The sequence below is a fragment of the Caballeronia glathei genome (assembly GCF_000698595.1).
Taxonomy (GTDB): Bacteria; Pseudomonadota; Gammaproteobacteria; order Burkholderiales; family Burkholderiaceae; genus Caballeronia; species Caballeronia glathei.
The window spans coordinates 1-463 of record NZ_JFHC01000309.1 but is presented as its reverse complement, the minus strand read 5'-3'; the positions used below and the strand labels follow the sequence as shown (position 1 = coordinate 463).

Genomic DNA, 463 nt, shown 5'->3' with positions numbered 1-463 from the left:
CACATGGCGAATGGGTCAGACTCACGTGAACCGCTGGACCGACGATCTGCTGCGCCGAATCAGGAAGGACAGATTGATCCGTCCTTCGTGATCACCCATACGGTGTCGCTCTCGGAAGGGCCCGGCATGTAAAAAACCTTCCGTGACAAGGAAGACGGCTGTATTAAGGTCGTTCTCAAGCCTTAACGGCATGGCGCGAGCGGGGGCGGCGCCAACCGTCTGATACTCGCGACCCTCTACTCTAGAAGAGTGATGCAATGATCTCTCGTTCCGATGAGCCTCGTACAGCATTGGTGCACTGGCCCACAGTCTTGATGCGCGTGCCTGCGGACGCAAATAAGCAGTCACGGCCTTGTCCCGGCCAGGGTTCGCAACGTCGTGTGGACCCCGCTCGGGCCGCTATCAGTCTTGACGCACCGCGGGGCACGATATTTGCTACAAGGTAGCACCACGAAGTCATCAA

General features: G+C 58.1%; 1 pseudogene. It reads left to right on the top strand.

The annotated features are described in order from the left end of the window. Positions 1-132 (top strand): annotated as a pseudogene (locus BG61_RS42655) (glutathione-dependent formaldehyde dehydrogenase); the annotation flags it as partial. Between the last annotated feature and the right edge of the window lie 331 nt (positions 133-463).